The organism is Paraburkholderia phymatum (assembly GCF_038900715.1).
GTDB classification, from domain to species: domain Bacteria; phylum Pseudomonadota; class Gammaproteobacteria; order Burkholderiales; family Burkholderiaceae; genus Paraburkholderia; species Paraburkholderia phymatum_A.
The window spans coordinates 1-25,738 of sequence record NZ_JAYMRZ010000042.1; the positions used below are offsets into that span (position 1 = coordinate 1).

At 59.1% G+C, this 25,738-nt stretch carries 27 protein-coding genes and 1 pseudogene; 15 read left to right on the top strand and 13 right to left on the bottom strand.

From position 1 onward, the window contains the following. Window positions 1–277 precede the first annotated feature (277 nt). Window positions 278–550 carry a hypothetical protein gene (locus tag VSR68_RS40540; protein ID WP_342945070.1) on the top strand — a complete coding sequence of 91 codons (273 nt, stop codon included), beginning with the start codon at window positions 278–280 and terminating at the stop codon, window positions 548–550. 60 nt (window positions 551–610) lie between these two features. Here VSR68_RS40540 and VSR68_RS40545 read toward each other — a convergent pair whose 3' ends face one another. The 6 genes from VSR68_RS40545 to VSR68_RS40570 all read right to left on the bottom strand — a co-directional run bounded on the left by VSR68_RS40545 (window position 611) and on the right by VSR68_RS40570 (window position 6,101). Further along, complete coding sequence (locus tag VSR68_RS40545; protein WP_342945071.1) at window positions 611–1,012, bottom strand: hypothetical protein; 402 nt, start codon at window positions 1,010–1,012, stop codon at window positions 611–613. Next, window positions 1,005–1,535 carry a hypothetical protein gene (locus VSR68_RS40550; RefSeq protein ID WP_342945072.1) on the bottom strand — a complete coding sequence of 177 codons (531 nt, stop codon included), beginning with the start codon at window positions 1,533–1,535 and terminating at the stop codon, window positions 1,005–1,007. The genes VSR68_RS40545 and VSR68_RS40550 overlap by 8 nt, the downstream gene beginning before the upstream one ends. Before the next feature lie 79 nt (window positions 1,536–1,614). Then, on the bottom strand, window positions 1,615–2,112 hold the full coding sequence (locus VSR68_RS40555; protein WP_342945073.1) for a PH domain-containing protein: 498 nt from the start codon (window positions 2,110–2,112) through the stop codon (window positions 1,615–1,617). A gap of 59 nt (window positions 2,113–2,171) precedes the next feature. Beyond that, window positions 2,172–5,276 (bottom strand): LPD7 domain-containing protein, encoded by a 3,105-nt coding sequence (locus VSR68_RS40560; protein WP_342945074.1) that lies wholly within the window; start codon window positions 5,274–5,276, stop codon window positions 2,172–2,174. Window positions 5,277–5,478: 202 nt separating this feature from the next. Next, window positions 5,479–5,844, bottom strand: a complete 366-nt coding sequence (locus VSR68_RS40565; protein WP_342945075.1) for a plasmid mobilization protein — start codon at window positions 5,842–5,844, stop codon at window positions 5,479–5,481. Between the two features lie 2 nt (window positions 5,845–5,846). Beyond that, on the bottom strand, window positions 5,847–6,101 hold the full coding sequence (locus VSR68_RS40570) for a hypothetical protein (RefSeq protein WP_342945076.1): 255 nt from the start codon (window positions 6,099–6,101) through the stop codon (window positions 5,847–5,849). A 340-nt stretch (window positions 6,102–6,441) separates the two neighbouring features. Here VSR68_RS40570 and VSR68_RS40575 point away from each other — a divergent pair, with 340 nt between their 5' ends. The 7 genes and pseudogenes from VSR68_RS40575 to VSR68_RS40605 form a co-directional block, all read left to right on the top strand. Further along, on the top strand, window positions 6,442–6,966 hold the full coding sequence (locus tag VSR68_RS40575) for a hypothetical protein (protein ID WP_342945077.1): 525 nt from the start codon (window positions 6,442–6,444) through the stop codon (window positions 6,964–6,966). A gap of 643 nt (window positions 6,967–7,609) precedes the next feature. Next, the gene (locus VSR68_RS40580) at window positions 7,610–8,023 is read left to right on the top strand and encodes an antirestriction protein (protein WP_342945078.1); all 414 of its coding nucleotides are present in this window, start codon (window positions 7,610–7,612) and stop codon (window positions 8,021–8,023) included. 52 nt (window positions 8,024–8,075) lie between these two features. Then, a complete protein-coding gene (locus tag VSR68_RS40585) occupies window positions 8,076–8,903 on the top strand; it encodes a DUF932 domain-containing protein (RefSeq protein WP_342945079.1) in 828 nt (275 codons plus the stop codon). Window positions 8,904–8,950: 47 nt separating this feature from the next. Further along, window positions 8,951–9,286, top strand: coding sequence for a hypothetical protein (locus VSR68_RS40590; RefSeq protein WP_342945080.1), 336 nt, complete (start codon window positions 8,951–8,953; stop codon window positions 9,284–9,286). Between the two features lie 223 nt (window positions 9,287–9,509). Then, on the top strand, window positions 9,510–9,737 hold the full coding sequence (locus VSR68_RS40595; RefSeq protein ID WP_342945081.1) for a DUF3717 domain-containing protein: 228 nt from the start codon (window positions 9,510–9,512) through the stop codon (window positions 9,735–9,737). Window positions 9,738–10,066: 329 nt separating this feature from the next. Then, window positions 10,067–10,348: an XRE family transcriptional regulator gene (locus tag VSR68_RS40600; RefSeq protein WP_342945082.1), complete on the top strand. Its 282-nt coding sequence runs from the start codon at window positions 10,067–10,069 to the stop codon at window positions 10,346–10,348. A 305-nt stretch (window positions 10,349–10,653) separates the two neighbouring features. After that, window positions 10,654–10,932, top strand: a pseudogene (locus VSR68_RS40605) (helix-turn-helix domain-containing protein); the annotation flags it as partial. Window positions 10,933–11,011: 79 nt separating this feature from the next. Here VSR68_RS40605 and VSR68_RS40610 read toward each other — a convergent pair. From VSR68_RS40610 to VSR68_RS40620, 3 genes are all read right to left on the bottom strand, one after another. Beyond that, the gene (locus tag VSR68_RS40610; protein WP_342945083.1) at window positions 11,012–11,335 is read right to left on the bottom strand and encodes a type II toxin-antitoxin system PemK/MazF family toxin; all 324 of its coding nucleotides are present in this window, start codon (window positions 11,333–11,335) and stop codon (window positions 11,012–11,014) included. Next, window positions 11,332–11,517, bottom strand: a complete 186-nt coding sequence (locus tag VSR68_RS40615; protein ID WP_342945084.1) for an antitoxin MazE family protein — start codon at window positions 11,515–11,517, stop codon at window positions 11,332–11,334. The genes VSR68_RS40610 and VSR68_RS40615 overlap by 4 nt, the downstream gene beginning before the upstream one ends. Window positions 11,518–11,654: 137 nt before the next feature. Beyond that, on the bottom strand, window positions 11,655–13,154 hold the full coding sequence (locus VSR68_RS40620) for a replication initiation protein (protein ID WP_342945085.1): 1,500 nt from the start codon (window positions 13,152–13,154) through the stop codon (window positions 11,655–11,657). A 915-nt stretch (window positions 13,155–14,069) separates the two neighbouring features. Between VSR68_RS40620 and VSR68_RS40625 the strand changes: the two genes are divergently transcribed. The 3 genes from VSR68_RS40625 to VSR68_RS40635 all read left to right on the top strand — a co-directional run bounded on the left by VSR68_RS40625 (window position 14,070) and on the right by VSR68_RS40635 (window position 18,951). After that, a complete protein-coding gene (locus VSR68_RS40625) occupies window positions 14,070–15,290 on the top strand; it encodes a ParA family protein (protein WP_342945086.1) in 1,221 nt (406 codons plus the stop codon). Beyond that, the gene (locus VSR68_RS40630; protein ID WP_342945087.1) at window positions 15,287–16,264 is read left to right on the top strand and encodes a ParB/RepB/Spo0J family partition protein; all 978 of its coding nucleotides are present in this window, start codon (window positions 15,287–15,289) and stop codon (window positions 16,262–16,264) included. Before VSR68_RS40625 ends, VSR68_RS40630 begins: the two co-directional genes overlap by 4 nt. A 1,364-nt stretch (window positions 16,265–17,628) precedes the next feature. Further along, window positions 17,629–18,951, top strand: a complete 1,323-nt coding sequence (locus tag VSR68_RS40635; protein ID WP_342945088.1) for an IS5 family transposase — start codon at window positions 17,629–17,631, stop codon at window positions 18,949–18,951. Window positions 18,952–20,627: 1,676 nt separating this feature from the next. Here VSR68_RS40635 and vapC read toward each other — a convergent pair. After that, a complete protein-coding gene (gene vapC, locus VSR68_RS40640) occupies window positions 20,628–21,032 on the bottom strand; it encodes a type II toxin-antitoxin system VapC family toxin (RefSeq protein ID WP_342945089.1) in 405 nt (134 codons plus the stop codon). Continuing rightward, window positions 21,029–21,310 carry a type II toxin-antitoxin system VapB family antitoxin gene (locus VSR68_RS40645; RefSeq protein ID WP_342945090.1) on the bottom strand — a complete coding sequence of 94 codons (282 nt, stop codon included), beginning with the start codon at window positions 21,308–21,310 and terminating at the stop codon, window positions 21,029–21,031. The genes vapC and VSR68_RS40645 overlap by 4 nt, the downstream gene beginning before the upstream one ends. 294 nt (window positions 21,311–21,604) lie before the next feature. Here VSR68_RS40645 and VSR68_RS40650 point away from each other — a divergent pair, with 294 nt between their 5' ends. The 4 genes from VSR68_RS40650 to VSR68_RS40665 all read left to right on the top strand — a co-directional run bounded on the left by VSR68_RS40650 (window position 21,605) and on the right by VSR68_RS40665 (window position 24,018). After that, window positions 21,605–21,880 carry a hypothetical protein gene (locus tag VSR68_RS40650; protein WP_342945091.1) on the top strand — a complete coding sequence of 92 codons (276 nt, stop codon included), beginning with the start codon at window positions 21,605–21,607 and terminating at the stop codon, window positions 21,878–21,880. Between the two features lie 17 nt (window positions 21,881–21,897). After that, a complete protein-coding gene (locus VSR68_RS40655) occupies window positions 21,898–22,164 on the top strand; it encodes a hypothetical protein (RefSeq protein ID WP_342945092.1) in 267 nt (88 codons plus the stop codon). Window positions 22,165–22,235: 71 nt separating this feature from the next. Then, the gene (locus VSR68_RS40660) at window positions 22,236–23,555 is read left to right on the top strand and encodes a hypothetical protein (protein WP_342945093.1); all 1,320 of its coding nucleotides are present in this window, start codon (window positions 22,236–22,238) and stop codon (window positions 23,553–23,555) included. Between the two features lie 196 nt (window positions 23,556–23,751). Beyond that, window positions 23,752–24,018 carry a hypothetical protein gene (locus tag VSR68_RS40665; protein WP_342945094.1) on the top strand — a complete coding sequence of 89 codons (267 nt, stop codon included), beginning with the start codon at window positions 23,752–23,754 and terminating at the stop codon, window positions 24,016–24,018. An 83-nt stretch (window positions 24,019–24,101) separates the two neighbouring features. Here the strand turns inward: VSR68_RS40665 and VSR68_RS40670 are convergent, their stop codons facing one another. Both VSR68_RS40670 and VSR68_RS40675 read right to left on the bottom strand, forming a co-directional pair. Next, entirely contained in the window at window positions 24,102–25,292 is a 1,191-nt protein-coding gene (locus tag VSR68_RS40670; RefSeq protein ID WP_342945095.1) for an MFS transporter, read from the bottom strand. 115 nt (window positions 25,293–25,407) lie between these two features. Beyond that, window positions 25,408–25,680, bottom strand: coding sequence for a hypothetical protein (locus VSR68_RS40675; RefSeq protein ID WP_342945096.1), 273 nt, complete (start codon window positions 25,678–25,680; stop codon window positions 25,408–25,410). Window positions 25,681–25,738: the final 58 nt, after the last annotated feature.

Genomic DNA, 25,738 nt, shown 5'->3' on the forward strand with positions numbered 1-25,738 from the left:
GGCCCACGTACTTGCTAAACTGGTTCATGGCCTGCCCCCTCAATGCGGCTCTGAGCCGCGGTGTACCCCACCTCAAGCTTAATCCGCGTACCTTGAGGCGCGGCAGGTCCATACATGATGTCTAGCAATGATGGCATTTCTTAACTCGTACTTTAGTCGAATCCGTCATCGAACGTGGCGACGGTTTCCCGTCGCTCGCCGGCTGTTTAGAAGTTGACTCGGCGCTTAACGCCCAGTCGGATGCGCCGCCTTTCTGCGTGACGATCAGCGGAGCCGCATGGAAGAATTTGGTATCTCGACCGAAGCGCTGGCTGCTTCGATTCAACACGACGAGGCTCATCCGCCGCTATATCGCGACGCACGAGGACACGAGTGGAACGGGCTCGGTGAGACGCCGGACTGGCTGCTCGCCGCGAAAAATGCCGGCGCCAATCCCGACTTCTTCCGGATCGAAACCTGGGCGAACGCACCGACGCCGATTGCAACGCAACCCGCCGCAGCCCAGGCAACCGACGATCCGCGCCAGCTCGACCTTTTCGACACAGCGTGATCGCTGCGCTTCCGCACGGCGCATCCGGGTGTTCAGCACCACTGGGGCTGACAGGGTCCGCTACGACATCCCAACCTGACCGGTGTCGGGGACCGGCGAAATCGCGGTTCCCGCAAGAAACTGCCTGAGACGTTGTTCGGCGTGAATGACCTTGTGCAGCGGTACGCTCGCGAGCTGCGAATCGTGCAGGGCTAAAAGACGTTCAAAAACGGGAACGGTATCTTCTGCGAGCACCCATTCGTCCGACACGTGCGCCATTTCCAGCGCAGCCTCCACAGCATATTCCGCTGTCTTGAAGCTGCTGACGGATTCCTTTCCATATCCTTTCTGTTGAAGGAACCACGCCACGTACACGGTCCGCATCAATTCATTAAACAGATGCCGGTTCCCGTGACCATCCCTGCAGGCTACGAGGGCAAGATGGGACGACAGTGACTGTTCGCGCGCAGACGCCTCAGCCATCGGCAATATCCTTGATTGCGCGCGACATCCCCGCCCGATGTGCCGGATCCGCGTAATCAAAAGCAAAGCCGAACTGTTCGTAGAAGCGGTTGCGTCGGGCGGTGTTCTTGCCGTATGCCTGACCTGCCAGTAGCTCGATGCTATTCAAGTACGCGTCGGGCCACTGACGGATCCAGCAGACGATCTCGTTCATGAGATACGTGCCGATCCGTTGTCCCTCCAGTCCCGGCAGATCGATTGTCACGAATCCGTGTCCCCACACGTCAGATGCTGTCGCGGAAACGCGATTCTGCACGGCAGAATAGCAGCCCCTGAACGCGCCCTGCCCGCTCGCTGGCCCGACGGGAACACCGATCATGCAGTATGAGAGCTCGATGTGCGCCATATCCAGCTGTCCGTCAGCGTAGCGTTCATATCGCGTCTCGCGCTCGACAAGCAATCGGGCGATCACGCCACGATCCGTTTTGTTGCGATCCCTGATCTCGAGAACGAGCACTGCGCGGCTTCTTTCCCGGTCCTTCATCGAGTTCCAGTGTCGGTAACATTCCCGCTCCAGCGACAGGTCATCTGAGTGCAGGGACGATAACCCGAAAGTTATCAGACTAGATTCGCCCCATATTGACTTCTCGAATGCCTTTCGTGTCGCGCAGCGCAATCGCCGCACGGTTCAGGCTATCGCGTAACTGCTCCGCATCACGCATCCCGAGCAACCGCCAGTGTGGATTGTTGGAGTCGCTGGTCAGCACGACCACGGTGCCGATCCCAAACGGCCGCTGCCACCACGGATGCAGCGACGTCACATCCTGGATGCGGAAAAGCTCAAGGCTTTCGACCCGGCGACTGAAAATACCCTGACGACAGGTAATCCGGGCGGTCGATAATGATTTCGTGCAGGCCGTTCGGAGGTACGCGAGAACGACTCCCACTGCGATGAGCACCAACGCGATCAGGGGCGCATACCACGGCACGGGCCAACGGGTTGCCGCGTACAGGTAGGCAGCGAAAACGATGATCGCACCAACGACGCCTTTGAGATACGCAGGCAGATTCACGACCAGCGACGGCGTGCCCCTGAAAATAATCTCTTCAAGGACGGTCACGGCACGGTCTCGGTTGACAGTTGCAAGCCGGGGCATTCGATTCCTCTCGGGTGGATGGTTCATTGTTCGGGACCGGGCTCGCTATCCTGACCGGTACCAGGACCGTTGCCGGGACCGCGATCGGACGCATCGTGATCGTTAGGTGACTGGGTGTCCCCACCTGGGGTGGGCGGATCGCGAGTGACAGGTAGTTGCGTTTCGCGCACGGCGTTGCGCAGTTCGTCCCGCTCCCAGGCATCGCGCTCGCGCTGCGCCGCCCGGCGTTCCTGTGCTTCGGCATCGAGCTCGGCCAGCCGGATCTGACGGATGTGCTCCAGTTCCGGCTGTTCAAACACGATGTGCATGCGCGTGTCAGCGGCCAACCGTGCCGCTGCCGCCTGGAAAGCCTCGGGACCGGAGAGCGACAGGGTGGCGCCGAACTTCTGCTGCGCGAAACGCAGCGCGATCCCGGTCGCTTCGCGTTCGCCATCCCACAACCGCAACGTACGGCCTTCGTCGACGAAGACCGCCATGCCATCCTTGCGGTAGTCAACCTCACCCGTGGACCGCACCTCATAGGTGATCGACGGTCCGTGGTAGATGAGTTCGTTGTGAGCAGCCCCGAGCTTTGACCCTGGTCCTTGCATGGATCCACGGACGGTGACGACGTGTTCTTCATCCGCACGCGTCACCAGCTGGCGGATCTGCTGCATGCGTCGCAGCTCGCGTAGCGCCCGTAAATCACCGGCCTGCGCACGCTCCTGCAGAAAATCCCGGTACTGGTCGGTGAGGGGTTGCCGACCTGCACCTTTGAGCACGTCACGTTCGTTTGCAATGCGGTCGCGCAGCGCAGCTTCCGCCTCGAGGCGCGCCACGCGCGCGCCTGCCAGTTGCTCTCGCCGCGCGACCGCAGACAGATCCCTGCGATCAGTCAGGGTGCTGCGTGCCTTGTAGAACGCGGTCTTGATCGCGTCGCGCCGGTCTTTCTCGCGCTGTGCCTGCTCATCCCACGCGCGGCGCAACCCCTCGCGATACGCAACACGCCACTGCTGGAATTCAATCCAGAGGTCACGCTCGGGCGTATGACGCGGCGCATGCCCGGGGCTGCGTCCGGTTTGCGCGCGCCAGCTATCGCGTAGCAATTGTGCGGCCTCCGCCCAGGAGAGATTCATCTCTTTCGTCAGGAAGTCGGACACATTCAGATTGCGCGCACCAGCACGGATACGGTCGCCACCGTCAGCGCCCTTGCCGACGCTGTACTTGTGGACGATCAGGCCGTGCGAATGCGCAAGTGCGGCGAGCAGGCGGCTCGCGTCAAGCGTCGCCCGGATCTCCGCAAATTCAGCACGCTCACGGGAACGTCGAACACTGCGCGACTCCACGAGGTCCCGCGCAAACTGGTCGCGCATGGTGTCGGCCTCCCGGCCGGTCGACGCTCTCGCGCGCGAGTTGAAGGCGGCGCCTATCTCATTGACCTCGCGCTCTGCCGGGTCAAAGGGAAGCGAACCGATCGCATCCAGTGATGGGACATCCGCGAGATGGCGGATCGGGGCATTCGTTTCGAAGTCCTTCGGCACCTGTCCGCCCCCGAAGACAGGGTTCAGCCCGAACGGCGCGCCCTGTTGCCCGCGATCATCAAACGGTTCGCCGGCGCGCATGAACTTGTCGGCGGCCGTTGCCGCCAGCCGCGCTCGACCCGCATCGTCTGCGGCGTCCCAAGCGCGGTACATGCGCGCGGCGATCATGTCGAGCAGCGACGTATTGCCAAGGGCTAGCTGGCCTCTTCCCGTTCGCTCGCGATCGCCAGTCCATCGCAGTTGGTCAATTCGGTCGGCTTGGTGGTTTCCCAGCTCCAGTAGTGCATCAGGCGGCAGAAGCATTTGACGTCGCGCGGCGTCGCCATCCACACCGCGGCCGGGCACACTTCGCACACCGTGTGGGGATCGGGACGACGGGCCGGGTCGATCGAGGCGAGCGTCAAGGTCGTGATCCGCTCCCCTTCTCCACTTTCGCCACGGGTCCCGGCGTTCGTGCTCCGCGAGCGGTGGGCCGCGCCACTGCGGTTCCCCCCCGTGCTGCCACTTCCACTCCCAGGCTCGCCAGTCCCCTGGTCCACCACTGCTTCGTCCTGTCCGCTCATCAAGTCCTCCTGCTGCGTCATAGAACCGCTGTTCGCGATGCTCGAGAATGCGTCGCTGCTCAGTCGGCGACGCGGCCTGATACGCCTTGTAGAAGCTGCTACCGCTATTGAGATACTTGATCTCCCGCGCACGGGTGTCGGTCCACTCGTACAGGGCATCGAGATAGTGCCTGGGCGTCGCACGCGGGATACCCGGTTCGATGTACTCGGCGTGGACGTTCCGGTCGAGCGCATCACGCTTGCCGTCGGCATCGAGTTCGATGAACTCGCGCGAGAACACGAATTCCTTGAGATTGACGCCCTTCGCCGCACCGGGCGGCTTGACGTTTTCATACTCGCCGTCACGACCCGCATTGCGGGTGCGCGTTGCGCCGAATTCCGTAAGCAGCGTCTTGAAGTTTTCGTAACACGTGACATCGCGCGCAATCAACGCCTCGAGGATCGTGGCCTTCAGCTCGCGGTTCATGGGCTCGAATACGTCGCCCTTGTACCGGCTGATCATTTCCGACGCATCGGTGAACTGCACCCGCCGGTTATCTTTCGGACTCGCCAGTCCGTATTTCGCGTTGATATGCTCCTGGAATGCTTCGAGGAACCGGTGATGCCGGTCAACCTTGCCGAACGGCTCCAGCCGATGCCCGGTCAGCAGGTTCACTTCAGGGATCACGACGTGAAGATGTACCTTGCGTTCGACCAGCTCGCCACTGCGCCGGTCGGCGTAACTCTTGAGTCGCGGAACATGTGCTTCCGCATAGAAGTTGTACTCGTCGCGCCGGTACGCAGAAAAGGCAAAGGTCTCAAACTCCCGCACGATGTCCGCGAGCACCTCGCGCGAGACCTCGTCCTCCTTGAACGACAGTGTCACGTTGATGTAGCGCTCGGCTGTCGTATCCATCGACTGGATGATGTCATGGGTCAGCGCCAGATCCCCTGCGAGGATCACTCGCTCGTCCATCTCGTCGCGCTCGAACTCACGGTCCTGCTTCTGGCCGTCTTCGAGATAGGCCTTGATGCCGTCGTGATAGCCACGTACCCGGATCAGCATCGCTCACCTTCGCTGTTGCGCACACAAGGACGAAGGCCGCGAAACACGGCGTAGCAGGATCGATGCACGATTGGTGAGGTTTGCATGCCCTCATCATGTCGTCCGACGCACCATATCGTCGCCAGCGTGACGACCGTTGCGCGGTGTATGCGATCGATGTCCATGCCCGTCTGTTTCCGCCTCTGTCTGTATCTGTATCCGGTCAGTCCACTTTCTCGAGCGTGCTTTTCAGATAGCGCGAGATCATCTGCAGTTGCGTGAGCAGTTGTTCATAAGTCGCTTCCGACAGATCACCGCTCTTGTGTTCAGAGTTCGCGCGATGCGCGATCTGGTTCAGGTTGTTGCTCGTCTTGTTGAAGATGTACAGCAGGCGCTTGCGGTCCGCACTTGCCACCGGTCGTGCGATCACCTGTGTCCGGTTCGTCAGCACCGCCTGTCTGAAAAATTCGGACTGCGTCAGCCCGCTCCGGTTCACCTTGTCAAGATAGACCGCACGGTCCGCATCGGACAACCTGAACGCAATCGGCTTGCCAAGCCCTGCCCCATCGTTGCTCTTTTTGCGCGACATGATCAGAGCCCCACGGGATGCGTCCAGTCTGCCGACTGCCCTGGCAGATCGAATCGCGTCATGTCGCCGTCGATCGGATGCGCGCGAAATTCATAGGCAGGCCAATGCACTTCGCATTCGTATAAGGCGCGCATCGCCTGATCGCCCGTCATGGGATGCGTATAACCCGCCCACGGCAGATACTGCCACCGCCTGTTGCGCGCGAAACCGCGTGGCTTCATCACACGCTGGATCACCCACTGGCTGGTCTGGATCATAGGAAAGTACCTCCTATTCGTATTGCATACCAGGCAGTGCTGACTGTTGCCGACGGACTCGTCGGCACGATGGACGCGGTACAGTGGCCCGCGTCGGGGTTGCAAAGGGGCCTCGCCCCTTTGGCACGCGATATTTTACGAAGCGCGTAGCGATGCGTAAACATATCCGACGTGCCTCAACCCACCACACCATAGCAAGCACTGTAGCAGCTATATTGCACGGTTCAAGCATCAATTCGCATAACTGAAGCTTTGATAAAGCTTTACTCACCACGCATTTTTGACTATTTAGCACTTTTGTAGCACCATCAGTCAGCGTTGACTATTCGCAGACCTCGCCATGCCGCTGACCGACCTCGCCGCCGTTGTCGAAGACCTGCTCGATGCGCCCGCAACCAGCACCACACGCTCCGAAACCGCGCAGCTTGCCGATCTGATCGAGCAGATCGATACGGCCTTGGCGCGCGGTGTCTCCAGGCGCGAACTCCACGCACGTTTGCAAAAGCGCGGCCTCACCATGAGTCTCGCCGTTTTTGACAACGCCCTGCACCGCATCCGCAAACGCTTGGGCCGACGCGCACCGAACCGCACACCCTCGCCCCTCAGCCGTCCAGCATCGCCCGCACCCATCCCTGCACCCGCCGCCCCTGTCAGGCCCGTAGCACCCGCGCCGCACGCGTCCACGTCTTCCACTTCCTCGCCTCGCGCACGCATAAGAACGCTCGATGAACTCGCTGCTGAAAACCCGCACCTGTCACGCATGCAGTTAATCAAGCTCGAAGCGCAGCAATATGATCAACCGCTGCTTTCCAGCACCGGACTCGATGAAATAGCACGCAAATACGGCGGTCAAGCCATGCGCTGAATCGTATCGCCCCGCCGCCCCGCCTCGGGTCGTGCCCCTCCCCATGCATTCTGCAGGGCACCGGTTGCCGTAAGGCGGAGAGCGTCGGCACCGAGACGGTCAAGCCAACCGCGCGTATGCGAGAAGCGTCGCGTACGATACGGGCGCGCGGCGCACAACACGCATACTTGTGTCCGACTCCTCTTTTCTCCCTTCGGGCAGGCAGCCGGACTCCGACAGCCGAAGCTGCACAGCTGCCGCCGCGTCGCCTTTCTTCATGCAGCGTAGCTCCGCCGTAGCTCCGCTGCAGCTTTCGGCGACGCGGCCTTGCTGATCACCTTCTCAATGCCCGCTTTCGGTACGTGATCGAAATAGCTCGCCCGCGTCGACTTCGATGCGCCATTCTCGGCACCACCCGTTCCGGCCGATGGGCTTTCTGCTTTCGTCGGTTCTCTCCGGTTTGCGACCAGGCGAATTATGCCACCCCATTTAAATAGGGTATATTGCCCTATATATAACACACTGATAAAATATTTTATTAATGGCAATGATACTTAGGAAAATTAAATCACAGCGAACCTATTTTCACCTTTTATAACGGGCAAATTGTCCTATACTAAAAGTGAGGCCGAAATGTTTTTCGGTCACTAACCGGAGAATTCCGATGACCATGACTCAAGACCGTATTACCTCTGCTGCTGTACCGGAAGAACTGCGCCTGAACGTCCTGCCTCGCTATCTTGGCCGCCACTACCTCACCGGCGAGTCCTATGTGTATGACTGGGCATCACGTCTTGATTCCAGTTATCAGGGCGGGCTGTGGCAATTCTTCACGCTGTCCAACGGCGGCTTTTATATGGCCCCTGCCGAGGCCTCGCGCGTGCATGTGCGCTGGTATCTGAATGGCTACAGCGACATGATGGGGGCGGACGCCTTCGGCATTACCGTCACCCTGTTCGCCCTCTGCCATCTCGCGGAAAAGACACTCGACGACACCATCATCGAGCGCTATCACCTGCTGCGCGAGTTCGCCGTGCAGCACCTGGAAGCCGCCAACATCCTCCGCGCCATTGACTGATCAACCGCCCCCGACCGGCCGGTCGGGGTTTCCCATTTCAGTGAGGAACAGCATGAATACGCTTGCAAGCCGCTTCAGCCGTAATGCCGTCGCCCTGCGTTCGGATCGCCCACTGTCGAATGACGAGATTGCACAGGTCGCGCCGTCCATCCTTGCGCAGGCCGCCCATGAAAGCCGCTCCGCGCGCTACAGTTACATCCCGACCATTGATGTGCTCGACGCCTTGCGCAAGGAAGGCTTCCAGCCCTTCATGGTTTGCCAGACACGCGTGCGCAACGAGGGAATGCGCGATTACACGAAGCACATGCTTCGCCTGAGACATGCCGGGGAGCGCAACGGTCCCGAAGCAAACGAAGTCATCCTCCTGAACAGCCACAATGGGCAGAGCGTCTGTCAAATGGTTGGGGGCTGCTTCAGGTTCGTTTGTCAGAACGGCATGGTGTGCGGCGACACCATCGCCGATATCCGCGTGCCGCACAAGGGCGATGTAGTCAGCGAGGTCATCGAAGGCGCATTCAGGATGCTCGACAGTTTCGAGGCCGCTGCAGAACAGCGCGAAGGCATGATGGCTTCGGTACTTGATGAGGGCGAGCAGACGGCCTTCGCCCGTGCTGCGCTCGCGCTGCGGTATGACGAGGGCAAGCCCGCGCCGGTCACCGAACGTCAACTACTCGCCCCACGTCGCGTCGAGGATCGCGCACCGGATCTCTGGAGTACTTTCTCCCGAGTTCAGGAAAACATCCTTCGCGGTGGACTTCACGGGCGCAATGCAAATGGCCGGTCCACCACGACCCGCGCTGTAACCGGTATCGACCAGAACATCCGGCTCAACCGGGCCCTGTGGGTACTCGCCGACGAACTGCGCCGCCTGCGCGGCTAACCCGGATGCCCCGGCCTGCAGGCCGGGCATCCTCAGGAGACACCTACATGGATACGCTGAACACCCGTCCAACGTGGCTCGCCGCGCTACTTCCGCTGTTGGCGGTCTGGCAGTATGGCGACCGCTCGCTTGCACGCAGCGAACTCTTTCGTATGGCACTGTCCGCTGACGCGGCGGCCAATGCCGCACGCGCACTGGAGAGAATCGCCCACATGCGCGACCGGGACGGCCATGCTATCGAAATGCATCGCGACGAGCTTCGCGCGATCGCGCGCACTGCGCTCGCGGAATTTGACCGTGTGCCGCCTGTTGCATCCGGTGCAATGAACATGCAGCGGCTGGACGGTGTCGGATACGTACCGTCGAATGACGCGTCGAACTGAAAGGCGGCGAAGTGCTGCTGTCACGGTTCGGAAACCTTATCATTTTTGACGTTGGCCCCAGTTTGGCCCGATCGATTTCGTCGACGGCATCGCATGCTTTACCGACGCCGAAATGTCGGCCGTTCGCGAGCACCTCTATGAGGTTCGGCTGCCCGACCGTGAAACGACAATGGACACTCGCGCGTCATCTGCGCGGGTGTCGTCACATGACACCGAGGTAAAGATGAAAGCCCTTCTGACGGTCACCGAGATCGAGCAGGCCATCAACTATTGGCGTGCCCGTGAGCCGTCCGGCGAAGGAGACGCGCTATGCCCGAAAGGACGTCTGCTGGCCGACGCCTACGGGCAGATGATCTATGAGCGCATGCCGGTTATCAATGTATCGCGGTTCGCTCCCGGGCAGATCGAGGCCACACATATCGCGCTCAACCAGCTGGATCTACCGTTGTGAACGTACGCGACGACATGGCAGCCAGGGCACGCGCATCGCCTTCGTGCCGCGTCGACCCTCCTCCCTGCAGGCTGGACTTGCGATAATCACGGAAATATCGCGCGCGCCGCGCGCCCGGGTCGAGACGCCTAGGGACCCGCGCCGGCAGGCGTGGGGGTGCGCACCGGCGCGCCGCGAATCGCGGCGGGACGATCCGGTACAGGTGCATACCTGCCACGGGTGGGGTCGTCAAGCGACCGGAGGGAGCGTGAATCCCCCGCAGCGGCGGCCGTGGGGGCGCGATACTGATTGCCGGTTCCTGCTGGTCTCCGTGTGAACACGAGGTGTGAATGAATGATTTTTATACACATATCCGCAAGGAATGTCTGGTGCCCTGGGTCAAGGGCTGGCAGCAGCCGACCGGCGTCGAGGTTCGCGAGGTCATTCGTCGCGCCGGACTCACCGGGCGCGAGGCGGCGGATCTGGTCGGGTTGAGCGAGAAAGGCGGTGGGCGACAGATACGCCGGTGGATCAGCGGCGAGTCTCACATCCCGTACGCCGCGTGGGCAATTTTCTGCGAGGTAGCCGGCTTGGGAAAAATATGGACTGTCGACGACGACGTGTCTGCGTGACCGGACAGTTGCGACGCGTGTACACCCGTGTCATTGAAGTCCAGATAACGGAACCGGACCCCCCCCGACCCGCTACCTTTTTGACATGCGCTCGGTCGACCTCACGGACACGGACGAACTCGTGCTCGAATATGGCGGCCGCGATCGGCGCTTGTCGGGATACCCGGCTCTGACGAGCGCTCGAACGAACCAGGGCACACTTACTACGCCACAGAATCCGGCAGCGCGGATGTGGCTGAATTTGTTCCGGCGTCCGACCATGTCGGCGTCCTATCGCTTTTATCCTCACGCCGCCGTCATCGACAAGAAAAGCGATGCGTGAACATGATGACCTGTGCATCGAAAAAGCGCCGGAGTCCAATCCCCAAGAAATCGCGCGCATCCGGAAGGGTGTGAAGGTCAGTGAAGGCGTGTTCGCCGTATATCTGAACACCACTGCCTCGACCGTTCGTCAATGGGAGCAGGGCGACACGAAGCCGAGTGGCGTTGCGGCTCGTATGCTTCAGCTTGTTCGAACGGACTGGAGGCCTTTGGTTGAAGATAATTCGCAAGCTCGTGCACCTTGCATGTGGCTTTGTTCATAGGCGGCGTCGCTACGCGCTTTTTGCCCGCGGACGGTTCTCTGCCTTTTCGCAACCTCCCTTGTCCTGCGTTAATTGATCGTCACGCCAGCCCCATAAAGACGAGCATCGCGCGGTTGACTGCGGCCAGCTTGTCGTCCTCAACCTGATCAATGACGCTGCCGATCCTCTCGCGCTTCACACTGAAAATCTTGTCGATCGACATATGTGATGGCGCACGCAAGCCGTTGCGCTCCGTCGGGTGAACAGAAATCCGGAACTGCGGAAAATCAGGGCTCCCACTCGTGATCTGCAGGATCGTCACGGACGGATGCTCGTTGTAGATGTCCGATTGAACGACCAGGGCCGGGCGCAGTTTGCCAAATTCGCCCGGCACCACGTCGGTCACCACATCACCGCGCTTCATTCCCAATCATCCAAATCGGTCGCGCTCTCAATGAAATCGAGATCTTCCGCTTCGGATTCGGCCGCCGTTTCAGCCGGCAGCCGGGACTGCCGCCGGCATTTCGCGATGAACTCGGGATCGCGCGTATCCGGCACCCAGACCTGAACCGGGCGCAACCCGGCCGCGCGAAGGGTTGGCGGCATAATACATACATGTTTCCGCCGCATCCACCGGGCGTGGATTCCGCGCAGGGATGACCCTCCGACCGGACGCGCGGCACAGGGTGCGGGTTCGCCTTTGCCTGATTATGAGACATCCCCCGTGGAATTTCACCACAACATCAGGCCCTGAGAGCGGCTCGTGCCGCTTTTCGGAGTTCGGCAGCCACGTAAGAGGTGAACGTGGTGGCGACACTGGGCCACTCCACGATATTGGCCTCGGTGATCTCGGCCGTCTTGAGTCCCTGACGCTCGATCGCGCGCTGTCCCATGGTGCTCGATGCAACAAACTTGCGGACGAGTTCTTCTCTGATCTTCTTCTCGGCCGCGTCAAAGAACTCGCGAGCCGCACGCATCTCCACGAGGCGCTGCTGGTCGGCGGCTGTGTCAGCCGCGAGCCTGGCAGCCGCAACGGCTTGCTCCCTGGCGTGCTTTTCATCCTGCTTCGTCGCCATCGCCTCGACACGTTGGCTCTGCAGCAGCGACACCTGCCGGTCTGCGTCCGAAACCCGATAATTGTCCGCCAAAGCTTTCATCAGGTACGAGCCGGCCCTTCTGATTTCGTCGCCACGAGCAATTCTGAACCGTGTGTACTCGACCGCTTGCTCGATGCGTGCGTCATTCCACACCTGGCGGTTCTCCGCAATTTTCGCGAACTGCTTTTCGGTAAGTCCAAATTCCTTTTCCAGTGTAAGGAACAGCGACGCTGAGTTCAGCATGGCTGCCTTTGCCGCCCCTGCGGCTTCCTTAAACCTGAGCCGAAAGCGAATCTGGTCCTTCTTGCGTGAACCGGGCGTACCCGCACGCGTCTCGTACGATAGCTCTATGTCGGACAGTTCGTTGATCTGCTTGACCGCGGGCTCGAGATAGTCGCGCTTGAAGTATTTAAACTCAGCGTTGTTTGCCCAAGATTTGCCGGGCAAGTTTCGCACGAGGTCGAGCTGTAGCCACTCGGTTATGCCTTTAGGCACGACAGGCAGCACATGATCATAGATAGCTCGCGCATAGATGAGCGTGAACTTCGAGGTGATAAGCAGGCTGGTCCAATAGGAGTTCTCGGGGTCCTTGATTAGCCTCTGAAGCTCAACAGGCACCCTGAAGCGGATACGGCCGTTCCGTACGCTCACACGGCCAATCAGTTCGAGCCAATCGCCGTCCTCATCGTTGAGCGTTACACCCCCTTCTTCTGCCTCGTCCTCGTCGTCTTCCGCAGTGACGTCGCTCGATTCTGTTGAAACGTCCAACATCCGCCCCTTCGAGTCGACCGATACGGTTGGCGCGCTCGTTACCTCAAGCATCGAAGACTTGACGCTACGGATAACGCTTGAGAAGTGCTTCTTGTTGTGGCTCTCATAGCGCATCAACCACTTGAAGAAACTTAGCGTCACCTCATAGGCTTCCTTCACTTCCGGTTCCTGCGCGACGACAAAATAAGCCGCGTCGACAAAGCGGCGCGCCGAAAGGCCGAGTCCGATGATGCGCGCGAAAATGTTGTTTTTCTGGTAACCGATATCGGTGTCCGGACTGATTGCGTCAATGGCTCTGTTCGCCGGAGCATTCTCGACAAAGAGGTCTAGCGCGTACTGGAGTGGTGTCACTTTTTTTTCGACGCTACTGGCCATGGGATTCGCGGAGTTTTCTTAAAAAATTTTGGTAGAGACTAGCATAGAAAGGTGAGATGTCAATAAAAACCTCTCACCTTAGCGCCGCGTAAAGCGCCCTGACGACACTATCTCTCACCTTGGCGACAAAATCTCTCACCTCTCACCCGCTCGAAAAGCGCACTAGCCTTGCCTGAATAGCACTCCCACGGTTATCCACAGACAACCGACAATGACTCTCACCTTTTGAGAATGCAGGAACGCGCGTATCTCACCGGAGTGGACAGCGACTCTCCCCTACAGTCACATTGGCTCTCACCGGCGTCGGACAATCGTTCTCACCTTTGCGTACACACACTCTCACCTTTCCAACGTAACTCGTTGTTTTATATGAAATTTGAATGTCACTGTATGTTAGTGTAGTTGGGAATTTGTTTACAAAAACAACTTACAAACCCGGCACGCGCTGCGCAACCCGGGCTTGCAGTCGGATTAGGTTGCCGCGAAAGGTGAGAGATAGTGTCGCCGCTGCCGAAAAATATCTCGATCGGTATTCGGGGACGACATAATCTCTCACCTTTGGCGACCTTTCCATTCGAATGTAGTGAAAATGAAAGAGGTGGTTTCCGCGCGGCAGACTTCCGAATGGAGAGAAGCCGGACTTTCTGCTTGTGGCGCATCCAAGGGGTCTCACCTTCAGCGTCGTTCGCGTCCTGCGCAATACCAAATGGGTTCCAAATGGGTCTCAAAGGTGAGAGAGATTGTCCGATGCTTTTGGTGGCACAAGGTGCCAGCAAAAGAGATGGAGGGGCGTGTAACTCACGGAAAAACAAAGGATTAGGCCTGTATCCTGAGAAAAGACACTATGTATGAAGGTAGGTTTTGTATTTTTACTGTATTCTACGTTTAGCCAAATTTTTGAAGGAAAACGTCTAAATGGCGAATGTCAGTCAACCCATAGCAAAAGATCGAACTGTCACATTGACGCAAATTAGTGATTTTGCCGATGTCGTGACGGACTATGGAAACGAACTGCGTGACCAGATTCTGGCGCCGCGGCCGCGCAAGCTAGCGCCAAGATTCACGACGGGCGAGGTTGCCGAGCTTTGCGGCCTTACCCGACAGCAGGTTCACTATATAGCGGCAAAAAGTGATGGGGTTCTCCCAGAAGGCGAGTCGACGGGAACGGGGCGGAGCCGTAGCCGCATGTTCACCTTGGCGGAAGCTCGTACATGGGTACAACAGGTGTCTGACATTTACCAGACTCCACTGGTGGCCGGCCCGAGCGATGACTTTCTCGGAAAGGTGCTTATCACCTCGCAGCTCAAGGGCGGATCTGCAAAGACCACCACCACAATGTGCCTGGCTCAGGGACTGACTTTGCGCGGCCGGAAGGTGGCCGTGGTTGACCTTGACCCGCAAGCATCCCTGTCTGAGTTGTGTGGACTCTATGCAGAGAAGGAGGTCTTCCCTGAAGACACGGTCCTCCCCTTCGTGTACGACCACAAAATCGAGGGCGGACTGCTTTCAAAGGTACAGTCGACATATTGGGATGGGCTTGACATCATCCCGGCTCACACCGAACTGGTCGGTGCGGAATATCACTTGCCGGCCATGCAGATGAAAGTACCCGGATTCAAGTTCTGGACCGTACTAAGGGAAGGGTTAGCGCCTCTAAGGAAGCACTACGATTACATCATCCTTGATACGTCTCCCTCGCTATCCTACCTGAACCTGAATGCCCTGATGGCGGCAGACGCGATGGTCATGCCGATGGTCCCGGAGAACCTGGATTTCTTCAGCTCCCTCTCCTTCTGGAGGTTGTTTTCGGACGTCGCAAAGTCGTTTATTCGATACGAAGCCGACAAGAAGTACGACTTCGTGTCGGTGCTTTTGACACGTGTGAACTATGGTGCCACCTCCGCTGCGCCCGTCGTCCGGACATGGGCGCAAGGCGCCTATAGAGACTGGATGGACCCGTTTGAAATCCCGGCAAGCTCAGTGATGAGTTCTGGGGCGCTTGCCTTCACGACGGTCTTCGACATTGCCAGTTCGCACAGCCAGGCGAAATCGTTGGCCCGAGTGCGCCAGCCACTCGTCGAGTACTGTCGGTGGATTGATGAACAGTTCGTCAAACAATGGAGGCCAGCACAATGAGCGGTTCGAACAACATTCGCCAGCAGATGCTGGACAAGACGGCTGGCATTCGGTCGACGGCAGAAAGGGTCCCCGATGCGTCCCGGCGAGGCGCACGCACAGAGACCGCGCCTGGTATGGCTGGGGCGTTGGCTGCCGCACAGTTGCGGGTTCAAGAGCTCGAATCGGCTGGCGCCGCATCCAACGTTCCAGTATCGGCGATCGTTCCCAATCCGTGGCAACCGCGAAGGGTTTTCAACGAAGCCAAGCTGACAGAGTTGGCAGAGTCGATTCGTGAGGTGGGGCTGATACAGCCCATCGTCGTCCGCCGTGCAGAATCTGGTTATCAGATCGTCGCGGGAGAGCGTCGGTGGCGCGCACACAAGATTCTCGGTCTGGATGACATCAAGGCGGTTGTCATTGATTGCAATGACCAGGACATGATTGTGCTGGCCCTGGTGGAGAACATGGACCGCGACGATTTGGCCGACTATGAAATCGCTATTTCGATTCGGCGTTCGGAGTCTGAGTTTCCGACACGCAAGCGACTCGCCGAGGCGGTCGGGCTGTCTCGGACCGGACTGTACCAATATCTCGCATTTGAGAATCTACCGGACTTCATCAAGCGAGACCTCGACTTGCAACCGCGCTTGTTGGGCTGCAATGCTGCGGAAGAGGTCGTTTCGGCGCTCAAGAAGCACGGCGTGGATGGAGAATCGGCGGCTCGCGAATTATGGCCGGAGGTCGTCAAGGGTGATCTGCCGCAAGGCAAATTCGCGTCGGCTATTATCAGCATGGCCACGCGTCGCGCAACGGGTACAACGGCACGTGAGCGCAGCATAGAGAAGTTCTTCGCTGGCAACACCCACGCTGGAAGCATCACGAAGGACGTGAATAGTTTCACGGTCAAAATCAAAGCCGCTGCGTTGACCGAAGCCCAGGAGACCCGTATTCGCCAGGTCATCAGCGAACTGTACGGGGATAAGCCTAGGTGACGGTCCTTGCGTTGAGTGAAGAAGAGCCCGCCGAGTGCGGGCTTTTTTGCAACTCGGCTCTGTAGCGCACGGTTTCAGTGTTACCGATACGCGTCGAGCACACTGCTAGTTGAAGGACTTCCGTGCTTCTCGTTTCGGAACTCAGGTGTGTCGGGCGTTGACCTATCGCAAATGTTAGCAATAGCGCTTGTAGTCTGTATCACCGTCCCCCCTCGGGAACGCGTCAGCGCGCTGTGTCAGTAATACTGACGCTGCGGTCTCTGGTCCATTCGTCCTGCCCACCTGTGACCCTCGCGGCGATGGCGGGCAGTCGCCCCCATTGGTTAGCTGTCTTAGGTATCGAAGCACAGTATCTCTTGCGGCACGTGCGGTATCCTGGCACGAGTGATGGCGTCAGTAATACTGACACCCGGCGTGTATTGGAACGTCGAACGCGAACTCCTCCGTGCATAAGGCAGCAGTCGAAACAGCGAACACTTTTGCGGGCGGGCCATCAAATGAAGGTTTGCAGCGCCGATGCCTCGCATGTATAGGGTGTCAGTAATACCGACACCAGACCCGGCGGAAGGCAAGGCAGGTGCGCAAAGAAAACAGCTAGGCCGGAGGTCTGGCTCCTCGATGGAATCCGTTCTCGAAGGTCAGCAGCACTGCTGCCAGCTGAGCCTCACCACAAACTTCATAGTCCCCAGAAGCCTCGCGATTCTGGATTGCTGGCGGCGACGAAGCGTTTCGCGGCGACATGCACTGTACTTGCCGCCCAACAATTCCCGCTCTGAAAAAGTCGCTTTCAGCTGGGAACCTGAACGAGCCAACGTCTACATGTCTTTTGAGCTGGCCCTGAAGTGTTCAGCACGCTGCAGACGAGACACGATGCGGTCGACGCCGCGTGCCTATTTGTCAACATCCACTGCCTTTTCCGCGCGAAGGCCGGTTGCAACAGAGCGATAGCTTAAGAACACCAGATTGCGGGATTGACCAACGCCATCCGAGCGCCATCGCCGTATGCTTGAACTACCTCCCCGATGTGATGACTCTGCGTGGCATGCGCTGACCCGGATGCCTTTCGCATGGCTGTTTGTGCGATTACGACCGCATCGGCCGCTTTGATTTCGTGAGCCGTTCCCCTTCACGAATGTGCCACGGCCTGTTTCGGGTCGGACAGGCATGATTGGCAAGACCCGTAAAAGATGGAGGTCCAAACGATCAGGACGTGTCGCGGGATTGTGTCGCGACCCCCTCAGTAGTCGGCCCTGAACAAAGCGGAAGAGCTTGCGCGACGTGGCTTCGCGGTTGAATTCGCGTTGTGGAAATTGCAGGGACCTGGCATATTAAGGCCTAAATCCTGCAAATCCTGCGAGGTGCGGATGGGTCCGAAGACGCCTGTCACTGAAGGAGATTTCTTCCGGCAACCGCTGCGCGAACAGATCAATCTGAAGCATCCTCTGGTACGGCTGACCGAGCTGATCAACTGGGATCGGTTGGGCGTGGCGATGAGCGAGAGCTTCGTGTCACGCAAGGGGCGACCGGCGACATCACCCAGGCTGATCGCCGGTCTGCTGTATCTGCAGCACGCATTTGACCTGTCCGACGAAGAAGTCGTCTGGCAGTGGGTGGAAAACCCGTATTGGCAGGTGTTCACTGGCGAAACGTACCTGCAGATCGAGCCGCCGATCGACCCGTCGAGTCTGACGCGCTGGCGCAAGCGGCTGGGCGAGGCAGGCATTGAAGAGCTGCTGGCCGAGACGATCGAAGCAGCCAAACGTGCCGGCGTGATCAAGGCCTCGAGTGTGAAGCGCGTGATTGTAGACACGACGGTCATGCAGAAGGCGATTGCCCATCCAACCGATTCACGGTTGCTTGAACGGTGTCGCGAACAGCTGGTGAAGGCGGCCGCACGGCATGGTCTGAAGCTGCGGCAGAACTACAACCGCGAGGCGCCCCACCTGGCGCGTCAGATTGGCCGTTACGCACATGCGAAGCAGTACAAGCGCATGAAGAAAGTGCTGCGTACGCTGCGCTCGCGGGTGGGTCGGGTGATGCGTGACGTGGAGCGGCAACTGGGCACAGTCGCCGATGGTAGCCGCACGGCCCTGCAGGAACTGATTGGGCGCACGAAGCGCATCCTGTCGCAAAAGACAAAGGACAAAAACAAGCTCTACGCACTGCACGCACCAGAAGTCGAATGTCTGGCGAAGGGCAAGGCACGCACACCCTACGAGTTCGGCGTGAAGGTGTCGATCACGACGACGCACAAGGAGGGTCTGGTCGTTGGCATGCGCTCGATGCCAGGCAATCCGTACGACGGGCACACGCTCGCTGAGGCGCTGGAGCAGGCGGCAATCCTGTGCGACGCCGCGCCGGAGGTTGCCATCGTCGATCGTGGCTACAAGGGCGTGAGCATCGAAGGTGTGAAGATCTACCACCCGGGCCTGCGGCGAGGCATCACGCGAGGATTGCGGGCGATGATAAGACGGCGCAGCGCGATCGAGCCAGCTATTGGCCACATGAAGACCGACGGGAAGCTCGACCGGAACTGGCTAAAGGGGACGCTCGGCGACGCGATGCACGCGGTGCTGTGCGGCGCGGGCCACAATCTGCGGATGATCTTCAGGAAGCTGCGGCTTTTTTGCATCCGCGTTCTCGTCGCATTCTTCGTTTCCCTCGATCAGACAACGCCCGTCGCCTGACGCCGACGACGGACAAAACGCTTTATTCAGGGCTGACTCAGTACCGCCGGTGCTTTCCTCGCGCATGCAGATCGTGGTGCTGCGAGAGGCACGAACCAGTGGTTACCGGACGGCACGCAGCGGACAGTGTCTGTCGCCAAGTAATGCGAGGGGGCGTACGGAGCCACGCTGCAAAGCATTTGGCTCCCGTCGTTCCGGAGCGGCGCTGACTGCCAGCGCCATCAGCAGAATATCTGACGGCACAAGCCGACAGGTGCCGGGCGCCTAGTTCGGATTCCGCTGGCGATCGCGAGACTGTGCCGTGTACCGCACACAGACTGGGTCCAGAATCCCGTCCCTTTCAATAAAGGTTAGGTATTAGAGTTGCTGTAGAAGCGCCTTGTCGATGTTCCTTATCTATGGCCGGTGGGCTACTGGGTGTAGCTCAAAGCTTGCCGCCCGGATACCGGACGGCCGCCGTTAGGAAACGTCGCGCAGCGCGAGCACTGCGTATCGTTAGGAATCGGGCGACAGTGGTCCGGCCGGCAAATGATCGCCAGCGAGGGGAAAACCACCCCCTTAGGCCATGCTCGCACAACTGGTCTGGGTGGGCCATGAAGTCCTTGTATCGCTCGCTCCCCGTCGTTGCTCACACTCGAAAACGCCGTTCGCTTGTAGCACACGCATCGGAGGACGAGCCGCCCCGATTCCTTCCAGTGAGAGCAGTCTTCTTTCGTAGCCATACCCACAAGTCTGGAAGGTCGTGGTGGGCTGAAATCCAGGCAGAACCCACGCTCGGATTCGCCCAACACTAGATCCCTTGACGATGGGGCTCCATCCGCTCGAAAGGCACCCAGATGAGTTCAGTGCGCGACACCTTGCCCATACCGACTCAAGCTTGGGCAGATGCCAGTTCGCGCCGCGCTATTCGATTTGCGCTTGTGAAGAGGCGTTCTGTTCCCCTCGGCCCAGCGGTCGACCTCCTGTCGATGTTGCGTGCGTCGGCAAGCTGCTCGGACAAGTTGGAATCCTGACCGATCACTCCCGCGGCCAGATAGTCGCGCATCTCCCAAGGCGCCTGCTGTGCCGCCGTGAAACATGTAAAAAAGGATGATCAGCGCTGTAAGCGATTGAATCGTAAAATATTATGCAACTTTCAGCCGAAATGTTTCACGAAAATGCCGCGCTATGCGCGGCCAGATCACACCGGCGCACCCGTTGTCGTTCCGCTCGGGTAGCAACACCGATAGACGAGCGGCCCTGTAGTGTTTGATACGTTTTTTGTAGTGTTATTTTGGCGTGGCGCCTCGCCATCGTGTCGCCAATATTCCACGGACCACAGGCTACCGATCCGGGGGAGCGGACCGCCCGAGTGGTTCATGAACTATCGACGAATTAGATTCTGCACCAAAACTGGAGCAATGCGTCGGAGGTCTGGTGTCCGAAGGCTTCACGATGAGTGTCCTCATGGGACGTATCGTTTTGAAGTCTATGTGCCTACGCCTGACACTCGTTGGCAATCCGAGGTCTGTCAACCGGTCGTTCAGGTCGCCCACAGCAGATTTTGCGCGACACAATCGGGCCTTCGAGCCGCGCAACTCTCTTGGTGCGTTCACTCGGGTCTTTCGGCGACGGGTACGGAGCCCAAGATCGCTTGCACGAGAGTGTATTGCAAAGGGCTGTGACGCACATCTTCATCAGCCATCCAATATGGCGGATCGAAGGCCAAGGAGATCGACGAACGGTTTGAAGTCTCGGTCGCTAAACAGCAGCGAAACACCGTTTTCAATGCAGTAAGTCGCGATAAGCGTATCGATGGTCTTCCTGATCGTCACGCCCTGGGCTCTTAAGGTGCGGAAATTTCGTGCAGCCTGGATGGCGTTGTCAGCGCCGACGAGGGACACAACGTTCAGGTGCGTCGTCATCATCTGCCTAGCCATGTTGAATTCGGACTCAGCCGAGAAGCCCTGCAATACCTCCGCCACGATCAGATCGCCGGCCAGCAGCGCCTCGGTTCCCAACAAGGTGTCGAGCTTGTCAGTTTCCAGCGAGGGCACGCCCCGGAAGTAGTCGATCCAGACGCTCGAATCGACGAGCGTCATCGATCAGTTCTCATCGCGTCGAGATCACCCTCCCAATGGAGCTTCCCTCGGAACTGGCGGATTTGCTCCTGCTGCTTGAGCCGGATGATCGTCTTCAAGCCGAGTTCGACAGCTTCCCGCTTGGTCTTGACGCCGGTCGCGGCAAGCGCTTCGGCCATCAGCTTGTCGTCGATTTCAATGTTGGTGCGCATGTCAAACCTCGCATGTGTATATTTTTGAGAATTATACACATTGCAGTTGCCCGTGGTTCTGCCGGCAGCGAGCAGCAGTGATGCCATTTATCACCAATTCTATGGTGCTACCTCTGGCGCGACACAAGGCACTGAGAAGAATCAACTGTTCGGTTTCGCCAAAAACGGCCGCGTAGTTGGCGAAAAGCCCGGTGGCGATGGTGCAAGCGTTCGGCAGAAGCGGGAAGACGGCCGCTGCAAACGCGAAGGGCTCGCCATTCGACGAGCCCTTCGATATAAGTGGGAGAACAGAAAATGCAGCGGGACACCGCCCAGACCCACACCTCTGGCCCCGTAGTAACCGTGCCGCCAAAAAACGACGGACTTGCTTGACATGCGTGAATGCGACGTACTATAGGCGGCTTCCCTGGTCAACAAAAAGCGGTTGTAAAAAAGTTGACCGAAGAAAACGCACAACCGAAAAAGTCGCGCCCGAAATCACAGGGAAAACGACGCATGCAAAAGCCGACGCATGCAAAAGCCGACGCAATGAAACACGACTCCAGATTAGCCCATTTTCCGCTCACCCGTGAACAGCATGTGTTCGTGACCGTCTGGTTCAACATGACCCATGCCTACTCGCTTGACTCGCATCGCGTTCGCGTCATGCCGCGCTGAACATCCTGGAGGAGCTGATGCGGGTAACCGGCTTCGCCCATGCAAAGGCAGAGGATCGCGCGATGATTGGCAAGGAAGCGCTCGAGATTCTGAACGCGGAGGCCGTGCTGCAGCGTGTCCGGTTCGCGGCCCCGACGAAGGTCATGCACGCCCTGCTCGAAAAGGCGTACGGCCGGAACGCCGAGAAGGGCGGCGCAGACAGAGACGCTGCGCTACTGAATTCGCATCTGCGCGAGCGAATACACCACCTTATTGTGGACGCACTATCTCGACGAGTTGTTTGACGGCCTTCAGGTCGCATTGCTCGAACTGGACGCCCGCGGTGATGAGGAGGCGCGTCAAGGAGATCCGTTCGATGACCGGCGCGCTCCTAAGCTACCTGCTTGCGCGCGACCAGAGCCTCGAAGGTCTGTTCCAGCTCTATCGGCAGGTGCTGGTGCCAGTCAAAGTGCAAAAGAAAGAGTACGTGTCCGCGCAGCGGTTTGATCTGCTGCGCCGGATCGTCATGTCACCGATCACCTCCTGGCTGGCCTATTTCGCGATCGACGGAATTACTGATGTTGCGGCCTTTCCTGACCATATCGGCGACATCCGGTTTGTGCGCGAACTCCCTCGCGAAGTGGCCGCGCTGCGCAACATGAATGACCGCCCGAAGAGGTTGTTCGCCACGGGTGAGATAAAGGCGGTGGACATGAGGGCCGCTGGTCAGCTGCTACATGAGCAGATTAACCGCGTGCTCGATCTCATTCGCTTCGAGTACGACCACGCGAACGTCAGCGTCTCCGATGACTTCGCAGTCTGCCGGTCGGGCGGCGTTTTCTGGCGCGTGCTCCCGATCCCGAAGGTCGTGCCCAATCCACGTGCGGCAGTCAGTGGCGAGGAACTGCTCCGGTTCGCCGACAATGTCAGCCGCCTTGTGACCGGCAAACGTTTTTCGCAGGAAGGACGCGACCGGGTGCTCTCCGCGTTTCGACTCTATCGCACGGGCGCGGACACGACCAATTTTGAGAACAAGCTCGTCAACTGGTGGACCGGGTTGGAACAGCTTGCGAAGGGTGCAGGAGGAGTCGGGTCGATCGGGGGAGCGGTCGAGTCAAGTCTCACGCCGGTGCTGATGGGCGTCTCAATCGCAAATCACCTGGCCGCTTATCGTGAGGTGCTGCTCGAACACTCGTTTGACCTCGTCGATCCGGTCGACGCGCAGCCGATCGCGCTGAAAGAGCCGGATTTCGCGCAACTCTACGCTGTTCTCGCACAAACGGTGCATCGCCAGACAATCAACGATCGGCTCAGCGATATGCCACTCACGCGGGTGCGCTTTGACCAGTTCATGGGTTTTCTGGCATCGCCGGCCGACATGAACGTATTCCTTGGGCGGGTCGAACAGGGACTACGCTGGCACCTTCAGCGGATCTACCGCGCCCGCTGCGACATCGTGCACAGCGCCGGGCGGATGGTGAACATCGCGTTGTTGTGCGCAAACCTTGAGGCTTACCTGAAATCGGTGCTCACTGCGCTGCTCGCTGCGTTCGGGAGCATACCGACGCTCGCGAGCCCGACGGAGTTTTTCATCCGGGCCGAACACAGCTATTTGAGCGCGCGTGACTCCCTGCGCAGCGGCGACGCGGGCGGGCTCAAGGCGTTTCTGACGGAACTGAGGCCGCGGCAGGCCTAGCCTGCGGCTCGAGGAGCCTCCTTACCCGCCGGCATTTGGAACAGAATGGCGGTGCGGGCAGCAGCGTGGGACAAGACGTTGTCGGGGTCGCTGGACACATTGTCGAGAACGACGTGGGAGGTTGGCGTGATGCCTTACCTTAACGATGTGCCGCGTACATTGGTCGGCAAGGGCGAGCGAAAGGATAATGCTGGCAATGGAGTCCTCGTACGAGTCACACCTGATTTTCGTCGAGGAGCCGGAAAACCATCTCTCGTTCTCAATTCTTGACAAGCTCATCGGTCATTTCGCCCAGCACCACGGCGGTCGGCAGCTCATCACCGCGATTCGCAGCAGCTTTGCGTTAAATAAGTTCCGCCTCGGGTCAGTTGTACTTTTCCAACGCGGGTACTCGTTCTGCGTGCACAACTGCCCACGCAAGATTACTTCATGCGTGTTCGCGGACATGACACACTGCGATTGAGCCGATAGTTCGGTACGCAGGGCTTTCCAATATCAGCATCCACTATGAGTTGGACGAAAGCTTCCAAACATATTGACGGGACGTCAGCTTTCCGCCATAACCTGCGTGGGTTTTGCAAGCGGTATTACAAGCAGGACAAGCGCTGTTCCCGCGAGAATTGCAGAGGCCAGAGCGATCGCCACCAGCCCCACGGAGATGAAAGGCGCTGTCATGGCCGTTGCGAAAGCAGTCAGCGCCAGAACGCCGATGCCGACCAATGATGCGGCCCGGGCGTCGTCGCCGTCCGCGGCGAGCATCGCCGCATGCAAGCCGGCCGGACCACGCAGGCCCATGCCAATATCCAGCAGTAGGACCATCGTGGTCACGCACCATATGTTTGATCCCCCCGCAAGGGCGTAGATGGACAGGAGCCAGCCTCCCGAGACGGATATCAGCGTCCCGCCGGTGATGAGGCGCGATGCGCCAAAACGGCGAGTCAGCGGCGCAGCCGTGCTGTTGGCCACGATGAAGCAGAGGATGCCGCATACCTGCAGAACGATGAAGTCGTACAGATGCCCGCCCATTGCATTGGTAATAACCGTCGGCACACCGAAGACGAACACCAGTAATGCTGCCACCGTCAACGCATAGCTCAAGGCTTGCCTCATGAAGGCCCAGCTGCAAAGGAGCCGGGCGTAGCCAACCTCTTTCCCGGCGTTGGCGCTGCATGCAGGAAGCAAATGCCTGCCTGTCGTAGTCGCGACGGCCAGCATGCCGGCGAACGTCGCTATCACGGCAAACGACGCTCGCCAGCCAAATGCCCGTACTAGCCATAATCCTGCAACCGGTGCAAGCGCAGCCGCTATCGCCTGCGCGCTGCCTAACAAGCCCAGCGCAGCGATCGCGCGACCATTACCATAGATCGCCCGGATCATGCCAGGTGCGAACACTGCCGCGCAGGAAGCAGTGACTCCCTGTATGAAGCGAAGCCCGATCAGGCTACCAAACGTCGGAGACAGCGCGCAAAGGATGGATGTGCCAGCGTACAGCCCAAGCGCCCCAGCAAGCAGCTCGCGCTGATTGCCACGTGCTCCCAGTTCGCCGAATCCATACAGTCCAAGTGCCGCGCCAGCAGTGAAGGCGGCGAGAACATACTGCGCCTGCTCCAGTGTGCAGCCCAAGCTGATTGGCATACCGGACACGGCCGGAAGCACCAGATCCGTTCCGGCGGTGCCGACTACGGTCGATGCAGTTACCAGACCAAATGCCAGCCGTGAACGCGCGGGCTGTTGCATTTCTCCTCCGTGACTTTCGCTGAACAGGCTTCGATTCAGCCAGCAAGTCACGCGCCACAGGTTCCCGCAAAGGGCGTAAGGCAGCGCCCTATCTCCGGGTAGACGACCGTGTCACTCACCCGGCGAGAGCCCGGCGGCACTCAACTGTCAGGTTCTGGATGTCGGCCTTTAACCGTACAATTTCGTCAAACTCCTGTTCGTCCGGCCATGGAGCCCGCAGCCAAAGCGCATGCGCCTCGTCCGCAAGGTCGTTCACGCGACCGAGCGCAGCCGCGCTGTTCACAGCTCCCCCATCCGGGTACGCTGCGCGAATTTCTTCCTGACAAGCAAGCAGGTCTCGAAGGATGCGGGATAAGCTTTCGATGGTCGATGAAGTTGGGAGCGCCATGCTGGGTTTCTAGCAAGGTTGAGGATAAGTCATGGTAGCAGATGCAGGACGATCGTCC

Bases quoted from the DNA above. Each gene is read 5' to 3' on its own strand.
- VSR68_RS40610 (WP_342945083.1), bottom strand. From the start codon at position 11,335: ATGAAGCGCGGTGATGTGGTGACCGACGTGGTGCCGGGCGAATTTGGC.
- VSR68_RS40545 (WP_342945071.1), bottom strand. From the start codon at position 1,012: ATGGCTGAGGCGTCTGCGCGCGAACAGTCACTGTCGTCCCATCTTGCC.
- VSR68_RS40630 (WP_342945087.1), top strand. From the start codon at position 15,287: ATGAGCGGTTCGAACAACATTCGCCAGCAGATGCTGGACAAGACGGCT.
- VSR68_RS40595 (WP_342945081.1), top strand. From the start codon at position 9,510: ATGAAAGCCCTTCTGACGGTCACCGAGATCGAGCAGGCCATCAACTAT.
- VSR68_RS40655 (WP_342945092.1), top strand. From the start codon at position 21,898: ATGCGGGTAACCGGCTTCGCCCATGCAAAGGCAGAGGATCGCGCGATG.
- VSR68_RS40660 (WP_342945093.1), top strand. From the start codon at position 22,236: ATGACCGGCGCGCTCCTAAGCTACCTGCTTGCGCGCGACCAGAGCCTC.
- VSR68_RS40560 (WP_342945074.1), bottom strand. From the start codon at position 5,276: ATGCTGATCCGGGTACGTGGCTATCACGACGGCATCAAGGCCTATCTC.
- VSR68_RS40550 (WP_342945072.1), bottom strand. From the start codon at position 1,535: ATGAAGGACCGGGAAAGAAGCCGCGCAGTGCTCGTTCTCGAGATCAGG.
- VSR68_RS40600 (WP_342945082.1), top strand. From the start codon at position 10,067: ATGAATGATTTTTATACACATATCCGCAAGGAATGTCTGGTGCCCTGG.
- VSR68_RS40650 (WP_342945091.1), top strand. From the start codon at position 21,605: ATGCGACGTACTATAGGCGGCTTCCCTGGTCAACAAAAAGCGGTTGTA.
- VSR68_RS40570 (WP_342945076.1), bottom strand. From the start codon at position 6,101: ATGATCCAGACCAGCCAGTGGGTGATCCAGCGTGTGATGAAGCCACGC.
- VSR68_RS40670 (WP_342945095.1), bottom strand. From the start codon at position 25,292: ATGCAACAGCCCGCGCGTTCACGGCTGGCATTTGGTCTGGTAACTGCA.
- VSR68_RS40565 (WP_342945075.1), bottom strand. From the start codon at position 5,844: ATGTCGCGCAAAAAGAGCAACGATGGGGCAGGGCTTGGCAAGCCGATT.
- VSR68_RS40625 (WP_342945086.1), top strand. From the start codon at position 14,070: ATGGCGAATGTCAGTCAACCCATAGCAAAAGATCGAACTGTCACATTG.
- VSR68_RS40675 (WP_342945096.1), bottom strand. From the start codon at position 25,680: ATGGCGCTCCCAACTTCATCGACCATCGAAAGCTTATCCCGCATCCTT.
- VSR68_RS40585 (WP_342945079.1), top strand. From the start codon at position 8,076: ATGAATACGCTTGCAAGCCGCTTCAGCCGTAATGCCGTCGCCCTGCGT.
- VSR68_RS40635 (WP_342945088.1), top strand. From the start codon at position 17,629: ATGGGTCCGAAGACGCCTGTCACTGAAGGAGATTTCTTCCGGCAACCG.
- VSR68_RS40540 (WP_342945070.1), top strand. From the start codon at position 278: ATGGAAGAATTTGGTATCTCGACCGAAGCGCTGGCTGCTTCGATTCAA.
- VSR68_RS40575 (WP_342945077.1), top strand. From the start codon at position 6,442: ATGCCGCTGACCGACCTCGCCGCCGTTGTCGAAGACCTGCTCGATGCG.
- VSR68_RS40590 (WP_342945080.1), top strand. From the start codon at position 8,951: ATGGATACGCTGAACACCCGTCCAACGTGGCTCGCCGCGCTACTTCCG.
- VSR68_RS40665 (WP_342945094.1), top strand. From the start codon at position 23,752: ATGGAGTCCTCGTACGAGTCACACCTGATTTTCGTCGAGGAGCCGGAA.
- VSR68_RS40580 (WP_342945078.1), top strand. From the start codon at position 7,610: ATGACCATGACTCAAGACCGTATTACCTCTGCTGCTGTACCGGAAGAA.
- VSR68_RS40615 (WP_342945084.1), bottom strand. From the start codon at position 11,517: ATGCCGCCAACCCTTCGCGCGGCCGGGTTGCGCCCGGTTCAGGTCTGG.
- vapC (WP_342945089.1), bottom strand. From the start codon at position 21,032: ATGACGCTCGTCGATTCGAGCGTCTGGATCGACTACTTCCGGGGCGTG.
- VSR68_RS40645 (WP_342945090.1), bottom strand. From the start codon at position 21,310: ATGGCATCACTGCTGCTCGCTGCCGGCAGAACCACGGGCAACTGCAAT.
- VSR68_RS40620 (WP_342945085.1), bottom strand. From the start codon at position 13,154: ATGGCCAGTAGCGTCGAAAAAAAAGTGACACCACTCCAGTACGCGCTA.